Consider the following 8052-nt stretch of genomic DNA (forward strand, 5'->3'; position numbering starts at 1 on the left):
AGGCGGCAATGGACCAGATTCGCGACGCAATCTATCACGAGCAGATGGCGCGGGTGGCGCGGCGCAAGGCCGAGCTGACCGACGACCCCTTCCTCGCGCGCCGCCTGCGCGAAGCGGCGATCCGGCACGAACGCACTGCGCGCCGCATGCGCCGCGAAGAAAGGGACACGCCGCCGCCCGCGGAGTGAGCCATCCTCGAATTCGACGACCCGCCTCCGATCGGCGGCAGATCCCGAATCGTCCGTTAACCATGACCATGAAGCCTATCCTCACACTGCTGTCCCATAGGTGGCAATATGAGGATAGGAACGCCCCTTGCCGCAAACAGTCTGCGTTGCTTGGCCGGCGCCACCGTGGCCAGCGCAGCTGTTGTCGGATTTGGGTCCGCACCTGCCGGGGCCGCTGTGAAGATCGACAATGTAAAACCGGCCTTGAGCGGCGAGTTTCCGTGCTCGGCTACCGGCCCGATTTCCGAGGTTTCACAAGACACGCTTTCGCGGCGGATATTGGGCGGATCGCCCAGTGCGCTCGACCGGATCAGGCTCAGTCAGACAGCCGGTGCTGTCCCGTCGGAAAAAGCGTTGCCGATCGGGCGTATCGCATCCGCCGGGCCCGAGGGCGCCGCGGGGAGAGGGCTTTTGGCGCCGGCAAGTCGGACGCGACGCCCTTTCAACCAGCCTTGGCATGACGGCGCGGCGGACGCCTGCGGAATCGGCGCAGAAGCGCCTTCCGGTAAAATCGACGCCGCTTCCGCATATATTCCCGCTCGGGCGCCGGAGTTCGATACTTCGATGGAACTCGGAACGAGGCCGATTGCCATCAAGCACACGCGGTTCGATGCGCGATGGGCGAGCGTCCGACGGGCGGCTCCGCCGCAGCTCATGCGAGCAGAGCTCGGCAAGGCCGATGTGCGTAGCGGACTGAACGAAGAGGAAATATTCGCGCGCGTCAATCGCTGGGTCAATCGTCGGATCGCGTATCGCGCCGACGATCAGAATTATCGTCAGCGGGACTTTTGGGCAACGGCGCAACAGACGATCGCGCGCGGTAGCGGCGACTGCGAGGATTTCGCAATTCTCAAGATGCACATGCTACGCGCCGCCGGAATTGCGCCCACGCGCATGAAGCTGGTATTGCTGCGCGATCTGGCAGCGAACGCCGATCATGCCTTCCTCCTGGTTCGGACTGACAAGGGGGATGTGGTTCTCGATAACACCACGGACCGTGTCTACAGCGGGCGCGAAGCGGTGGCCGTGAGGCCCGTGTTGTCGTTCGGCGCAACCGGGCAATGGGTCCATGGCTATCGAAACGAAGATCGACAGCCCGTCATCGCCTCGATTCCTGCTACCGGACAGCGGGTGGCTCTGGCGTCAGTCGATCAGCGTTCCGTGAGTGCCGTGCCGCTGATCTTCAAGACGGGCTTCAGCAGATAGCTGAGGACCGATTTTTTACCGGTCAGGATTTCGACGTCACAGAGCATGCCCGGCGTGATCGGAAGCTGCTTGCCGTTCGATACGAGAAACGCATCGCTCGTTTCCACAACAAGCGTGAAATAGGCCTGACGTTCGACTTCGTCATAGATGCTGTCGGGCGATACGCGGACGACTTTGCCCTTGAGCCCGCCGTAGATTGAAAAATCATAGGCGGTAACCTTGACGTTGGCCGGGTCGCTGACCTTGATGAAAGCAATGTCTCGCGGCGTGACCCGCGTTTCGACCAGAAGCTTTTCGCCCAAAGGCACGATCTGCATGATCTGCTCGCCGGCATTGACATAACCACCCAATGTGTTGACGAGCAGATCGTTCACGACCCCGCGGGCCGGCGAACGGATTTCCGAGCGGGCGAGACGGCCTTCTGCGCCCCTGATCGTTTCCTGGTTGACGGCCATCTTGGTCGTTACCTGGCTCCGCTCGTTCAACGCTTCCTGCTGGAAATCGTACCGCGCGCGCGCCATCTCGGCCTGAGCCTCGCGCACCGCCGCTTCGGACCTCGAGATCGCTTGTCGCGCTGCTGCCAGTCGCCCCTGCAAGTCGACCACCTCGCGTCGGGCGGACAGGAGCTCCGTCTGCGGCACGACCGATTTCGCCGCAAGCGGTTCGAGCATCTTCACCTCTTCGCGCGCGAGCTTGAGGCTGGATTCGAGCGAGTTGGCCGTGGCCTGCGCTTCTCCGAGGTCCCGTCTTCGCTGTTCGACCGCCGCAGACATGGCGGATAGCTGACTTTCGAGCGAAGATCGTCTTACATCGAGCAATTTTGCCTCGTCACCGCAGGCGTCTCCCGAACAGTTTCCGCCACCGGCTTCGCTGGCAAGCCGCGCTGCGCGCTGGGCAAGGCGTTCGTTCTCCGTCTCCAACTGGCCCAGCTCGGACTGCGACGATGTATTGTCGAGGCGGACGAGCAGTTGCCCCTTGTTGACGGTCTGCCCTGATCGCACGAGGATTTCCTTGATTGTCGACGGCTCCGCTGACTGGATGATCTGCACTTTCGATGACGGAATCACGCGCCCCTGACCGCGCGTCACCTCGTCGACGCGCGCGATGCTCGCCCAAAGCAGGAACAGGACGAACCCCGCCGCCGCGGCTACGATGATCTGTTCGGCCCCCCGCAAGCGTAGCCAGTATTTCAACATTGGATTCTGCCTCTTCGTAACCCTGGGTCCTGACCCTAGTCGCCGCTGCTGCTCGCGACGGGAGACGGCATGGCCTGCTGGCTGGCCATCGCCTCGAAACGCGATTCGGTTTGCGAGAGATCGGGCAGGCTGGGTGTCCAACCTTTTGTCGGATCAACGCGCCCGCCGACGTCATTGTCGGCGCGGCGATCGGTGGGGTCGCGCCTCAGCGCCGTCGTCGTCCCGTCCGCCGATGCGGAGACCACCGCAGAGGCGGCCGCGGACCCTCGATACAGCGTGTCGAGCGACGGTATCCATTCGGTTCCGCCATAGGGGGTTATGAAAGCCGCCCGCTTGCCCCAGCCTCCCGGCCAGCGATAAAAGATGTGGGTTCCCAACTGTTCGATTTTCGTCAGCTTCGGCGCCCACCGCGGAAGAACATAATTCGCATGATAGTGGGTGGCCATGCCCACGTCCGCTTCGACATGACCGGCAAGCGCGGCGCGGGCTATTTCCGCCGCGCGACGCCAAAGCGCCGGGACCGGTGCCCGTCGTATCGACCCGTCGCAAGTGAAGCTGAATTGGCATCCCGGTCGGGAACTGCCCTGATACACCACCCCGCAGACGGTGCGCGGGAAGGCGGGATGCCGCAGTCGATTGAGGATGACCTGCGCAACTGCCGCTTTGCCCGAATCCGATTCGGTCGCCGCTTCGTAATAAATCGCCTGGGTGAGACAACGCTCTGCGTTGGTTTCCTGAATCGCGGAGACCTTGGGCATGTAGAAGGGGCGTGCCGCCTCAACGGGCAATTTCGATGCGGGCAGCAATGCATTTCGCGCCACCGCGTCCTTTCCTTCGACGGCCGGCGCCGGCTCGTCGACCCCGGTGTCGGCGATCAGCTTGGCGATCGCCTCGGCCCTTTCTTCTTCCTCGGCCTTCACATTGTCGCCGCCGGCGAACGACAGGCCGATCAGGCGCTGCGCCCGCGGGTCGTTCGCAGCCGTCACCGCAAGTCCGGTCGCGGCAAGCAGGGAGACAATGATGCCGGCACGCGTTTGAGCGACTTTCGGCAGCAGGGGGGCGACGGACCCGAATGCGGGCATTCGAGGGGGCGAATCACCGACGGATGCGGTCATGGGGTCACCTCCCCTGGCTTCGCTTGCGTCAATATTTTCTCCCGGGGACCGTCCGCAACGATCTTGCCGCCATCGATCACGATGATGCGGTCACAAAGCTGCAGCACGGCCTCCCGATGGGTCGCGATCACCACGGTCTGCGACCGGTCGAGGCGCGTCGTCAGCGCCGAGAGAAAAAACCGTTCGCTTTGCGTGTCCATCGCCCCGGTAGGTTCGTCGAGGAACAGGAGGCGTGAGGGTGAGGCGAGCGCGCGGGCGATTGCCAGAAAGCTGCGTTGGCCGCCCGACAACAGGCTGCCGCGCTCGCCTGTGACGCGATCGAGGCCACCCCCGTCGCGGCTGAGAAACCGGTCCGCGCCGATCGCTTGCAGGGTCCGGAGCAGTTCTGCGTCCGACGTCGAGGTCCCGCACATCTTCAGATTCTGTTTGATCGAGCCGCTGAACAGGACCGAATCCTGGCCGACGAACCGCAGCTGCGACCGCAAATGGATCGGCGAATATTGCCGACTATCCAATCCATCGACGTAGAGGCTTCCGCGCGTCGGCGCATAAAGGCCGCAGATCAGTCGGCCGAGCGTCGATTTGCCCGACGCAACCCGTCCGACGATTGCGATCCGTTCGCCCGGCTCGATCTTGAGGTTGATGTCGCTGAGCGAGGGGACGGCCGCGCCGGGATAGGTGAAGGACATATCGTCCAGCGTCACCTGTCCGCGGCCAATGGCGATATCGAGCGAGCTGCTGCCCATCCGCCGCTCGTCGTCGGACTCGATCATCTGCTGGATGCTGGCCATAGTCGTCCAGGCCTGGCGCCCGCGGGTGATCAGAAACGCGAGCTGGCTCACCGGCGACATTGATCGACCGGCCAGCATCACGATCGCAATGATCGCGCCCATCGATATCTTGCCGGCATCGAACAGGTAGAAACCGCCGATTATAAGCGAGAGGCTCGAGAATTGCTGGCCCAGCGACGCGAGGTTGATCGCGGCGGCGCTGGAACGACGCAGTTTGGACTGCGTCCGCGCGCTCGCATCGACCATTTGGTGCCAGCGGCCCAGCATCTGGCCTTCCGCCGCACAGCTCTTCACCGTCTCTGCGCCGCCGATGCTCTCGACGAGCATCGAATGCTGAATGCTCGCATCGGCCTGGTTTTCGAGCGCCGCTACGGTCATTCGCCGTTGCAGAAAGAAACCCGCGACAATCATGGCCGAAATGATCGCAAGCGGAACGATTGCCAGCCAGCCGGCGAAGATGGCGATCATCGCGATGAAGAGAAACAGGAAGGCAAGATCGACGACAAGCACGATCGTCGTCGAGGCAAAAAAATCGCGTACTGTCTCGAATTCCGAGACCCGACGGGCCAGCATCCCGGTGCTGCCGCGACGATCCGCCAGCGGAATATTGAGCATTTTGGAGAATATCTTCTCCGACAATTTGATATCGAGCTCGCGGCCCAGATCGTCGAGCAGGGTCGCCCGCGCGAGGCGCAGCGCAAATTCCACCGCGAAAGCAAGCAGAGCGCCGATCGCCAAGACCCAGAGGCTCGCCACGGCCTTGTTCGGCATTACCCGGTCATAGACGTTCATCGTAAACAGAGGTAGCGCGAACCCGAGCAGGTTGATCATCAGCGCGGCGCCGAGCACCGGGTAGAAGGATCGCCTCATGCGATAGACTTCACCCCAGAACCAGTGACGCTTCGCCATCTCGTCCCACGGGCGCTCGTCGGCGCGGACCGAAGTGGGATCGGCGGCGACACCAATCGCCTCACCCGCATATATTTCCTCGACGGTCTTCTCGCCTGTCCAGACCGGATCGCCGTCACCCGGCCGCCAGAACAGATATTGATCGGCCCGGTGTTCGAGAAGCACGGCGCACCCGCCGTCGCGAGTACGCAGGATTGCCGGAAGCTTGCGCGCAAGCTTCCGGATCTGGCGACTCCAGAGCGTTTCATTGTTGATGAAGGCAAGATCGAGCGCGGCCTCCGCTTGATGGAAGGGAAGCCGCCCGCTTTCATCCCGGGCGAGTGCCGAAAGCGCTGTCCGCTGGAAGTTTTGCCCAAAATGTGTCGCGACAAATTGGATGCAAGCGATCAGCGGATCTTCCGCGGGCGCAGCACGCAGCTTGTCTTGCGGGATTTGATTTCGCATTTGCCCGTGTTTTCATTCTAGAGGAAATCAAATCTCACAATGCATTATCGAGGATAGCGGCGGCGTTGCAGTTCGGCGGGTGTCGGCGGACCATATCCCGCCTGTTCCCGTGCATAGACGCGTCGTGATTCCGGCGCGCTCAGGTTGAAGGCGTCGAGCAGGCTGTTGGTCGAAGCCAGAACCTGATAGTTGGCGAACATTTCGGAAAAGCGCGCTGTTTCGGCGCGGACTTGCACGTTGAAACGCGTATTTTGCGCATCGAGAACGTCGAGAAGCGAGCGGCGGCCAACGGAAAACTGCTCGCGATAGGAAATAATCAACTCGTCGGTCACCTTGCTCTGGTCGAGCAGGTCGCGCAGCACCGTTGCTTGCGTTTCCTTCCTGTTCCAGGCACGGCGAACATCGGCTTCGGCTTCGCGCGTCGTCTGGTGCATTTGGAATCGCGCTTCGCTCGCGCGCCGCACCATCTCCTGATATTTTGCGCGATTGATCCCCCCATCGAAGATGTTCCAGCGCATCACGACCCGACCGAGCAGATCGTTCGTCTCTCCGCGAAAGGCGTCGATGTCGTCGCCCACGCGTCCGCTGAGTTCAAGGCCGATCGTCGGATAGAAGTCGCCTTTGGCCTTGGCTGCGTCGGCGTTCGCCGCGTCGACGTCGGCCATCGCTTCGAGTACCTTGGGGTGTTTGGCGCGCGTAAGGCCCACGGCTTCGCTGAGGCTGCCCGGAACCTGGTCGGTCATCGGCGGTGGCATCTGCACGTCGTCGACTTCGAGACCGGTCAGGGCCAGAAGTTCGATCTTGGCATTGGCGAGCGCCTCTTTGGCCTCCGAGACGCGAACGCTGGCCGCTTCGGCACGCTCCTGAGCTTGCTGAAGATCGGCAACGCTGATCGAACCCGCCGAGACGCCGTTCGAGAGATCGGAAACCAGACTATTATGAAAAGTCAGATTATCCTCGGCCGCGGCTACGACGCGCTGCTGCAACAGGACATCGAGATACTGGCGCGCCGTCTGCAGCGCGATGAATTCCGAACGCTCGAGCACGCGAAGCGCTGCGCCGTCGACGCGGGCCGCCTGTCGGAGCTTTTCGCCCCGGCGCCGACCGAAATCGACCAGCGTCTGCTCGGCCTGGATCGAGGCTTCGAGCGGATAGAGTTCCTGATTTGAAATGCCAAGCGCACGCCGGGTAGCGTTTTCCAGGCGGCGCACACCCGCCGATGCCTCGAGCGTGACGCGCGGAAGATACAGGCCTTTCGCCTGCTCCATCTCGAATTCGATCGCTTCCTTGCTCATCTCCGCCTGGTTGATTTGCGGATTGGAATCAATGGCGACGGCCATCGCATTCTGCATGGTCACGGGTTGCGCGCCGGCGGGCGCCGCGAGAGCGCCAAGGGCAAGCGCGGACACCATGCCGGCGATCCTGTAGTTCGGTTTCATCAGCGTTCCCCCAACTCGTCCACGCGGACTTCCACACGCCGGTTTGCAGGCGTGCGCTCTCCGTCGATCGTTTCAACCTTCAGGTCGCGCTCGCCGTGGCCTGAAACGGCAATGATCGCTTCGGGAATGCCGCTCGCGACCATCATGTCGGCGATTGTCCGCGCTCGCCGGACCGAAAGCGCGTCGTTATAGGCGTCCGAACCCGAGCGATCGGTGTGCCCGACGACCGTAAAGGCCATCCATCCGCATCGTTCCCGATTGTCGGCCACGAAAGTGATGGCCCGTGCCGCGTCGGCCGGCGCAACCGTCGAATCCCAGTCGAAATAAAAGGTCGAAGCAACCTCCGGCGGACAATTGTCGACCGGTGGCGGAGGCGGCGGCGACAGCGGTTCGGCCGCCGGTTGCGGCGCGCGCGTCATCATCCCGTAGGCGAAATCGCACCGGCGCAGACTGTCATCGTCCTTGCTGCCCGATTTCAGGAAGCCGAGTGCTATTCCGCACTGAACCTTTGCTTCGCTCGCCCAGGTGTGGACATTGTTGTCGGCCGACACGACCGTTGGATCGGTCGACGTGGCCAACGCCGCATCATAACGAGTCCGGACTTCCCCGCGAAGCTGGTCGACCGAAAGATCGGTCAGCGCTTGCGCCGAAGCGCCATAGCAAGGAACGAGCGCCAATGCGGCAATCGCTCCTGCTATTCCAGTCATTCTTTGATTCGACATCGG

General features: G+C 62.5%; 7 protein-coding genes. 2 read left to right on the forward strand and 5 right to left on the reverse strand.

Annotated features, from left to right (window positions below):
* The first annotated feature begins 8 nt into the window (after positions 1-8).
* Both CHB69_RS15190 and CHB69_RS19815 read left to right on the forward strand, forming a co-directional pair.
* The gene (locus CHB69_RS15190; protein ID WP_089216865.1) at positions 9-188 is read left to right on the forward strand and encodes a hypothetical protein; all 180 of its coding nucleotides are present in this window, start codon (positions 9-11) and stop codon (positions 186-188) included.
* 216 nt (positions 189-404) lie between these two features.
* Positions 405-1433, forward strand: coding sequence for a transglutaminase-like cysteine peptidase (locus CHB69_RS19815; protein WP_170935584.1), 1029 nt, complete (start codon positions 405-407; stop codon positions 1431-1433).
* Here CHB69_RS19815 and CHB69_RS15200 read toward each other — a convergent pair.
* From CHB69_RS15200 to CHB69_RS15220, 5 genes are read right to left on the reverse strand one after another with little or no spacing between them, the layout of a single operon-like run.
* The gene (locus CHB69_RS15200; RefSeq protein WP_089216867.1) at positions 1379-2629 is read right to left on the reverse strand and encodes an HlyD family type I secretion periplasmic adaptor subunit; all 1251 of its coding nucleotides are present in this window, start codon (positions 2627-2629) and stop codon (positions 1379-1381) included. The genes CHB69_RS19815 and CHB69_RS15200 overlap by 55 nt on opposite strands.
* A 35-nt stretch (positions 2630-2664) precedes the next feature.
* Positions 2665-3744 (reverse strand): cell wall hydrolase, encoded by a 1080-nt coding sequence (locus CHB69_RS15205; protein WP_245836853.1) that lies wholly within the window; start codon positions 3742-3744, stop codon positions 2665-2667.
* Positions 3741-5888: a type I secretion system permease/ATPase gene (locus CHB69_RS15210; RefSeq protein WP_089216869.1), complete on the reverse strand. Its 2148-nt coding sequence runs from the start codon at positions 5886-5888 to the stop codon at positions 3741-3743. The genes CHB69_RS15205 and CHB69_RS15210 overlap by 4 nt, the downstream gene beginning before the upstream one ends.
* A 44-nt stretch (positions 5889-5932) precedes the next feature.
* On the reverse strand, positions 5933-7327 hold the full coding sequence (locus tag CHB69_RS15215) for a TolC family protein (protein WP_089216870.1): 1395 nt from the start codon (positions 7325-7327) through the stop codon (positions 5933-5935).
* Positions 7327-8004 carry an OmpA family protein gene (locus CHB69_RS15220; RefSeq protein WP_170935585.1) on the reverse strand — a complete coding sequence of 226 codons (678 nt, stop codon included), beginning with the start codon at positions 8002-8004 and terminating at the stop codon, positions 7327-7329. The genes CHB69_RS15215 and CHB69_RS15220 overlap by 1 nt, the downstream gene beginning before the upstream one ends.
* Positions 8005-8052 lie beyond the last annotated feature (48 nt).

Source organism: Sphingopyxis indica (assembly GCF_900188185.1).
Lineage (GTDB): Bacteria > Pseudomonadota > Alphaproteobacteria > Sphingomonadales > Sphingomonadaceae > Sphingopyxis > Sphingopyxis indica.

What these genes read in the sequence shown, in the direction of transcription:
- CHB69_RS15190 (WP_089216865.1), top strand. Translation starts at nt 9, where the DNA reads ATGGACCAGATTCGCGACGCAATCTATCACGAGCAGATGGCGCGGGTG.
- CHB69_RS15200 (WP_089216867.1), bottom strand. Translation starts at nt 2,629, where the DNA reads ATGTTGAAATACTGGCTACGCTTGCGGGGGGCCGAACAGATCATCGTA.
- CHB69_RS15205 (WP_245836853.1), bottom strand. Translation starts at nt 3,744, where the DNA reads ATGACCGCATCCGTCGGTGATTCGCCCCCTCGAATGCCCGCATTCGGG.
- CHB69_RS15210 (WP_089216869.1), bottom strand. Translation starts at nt 5,888, where the DNA reads ATGCGAAATCAAATCCCGCAAGACAAGCTGCGTGCTGCGCCCGCGGAA.
- CHB69_RS15215 (WP_089216870.1), bottom strand. Translation starts at nt 7,327, where the DNA reads ATGAAACCGAACTACAGGATCGCCGGCATGGTGTCCGCGCTTGCCCTT.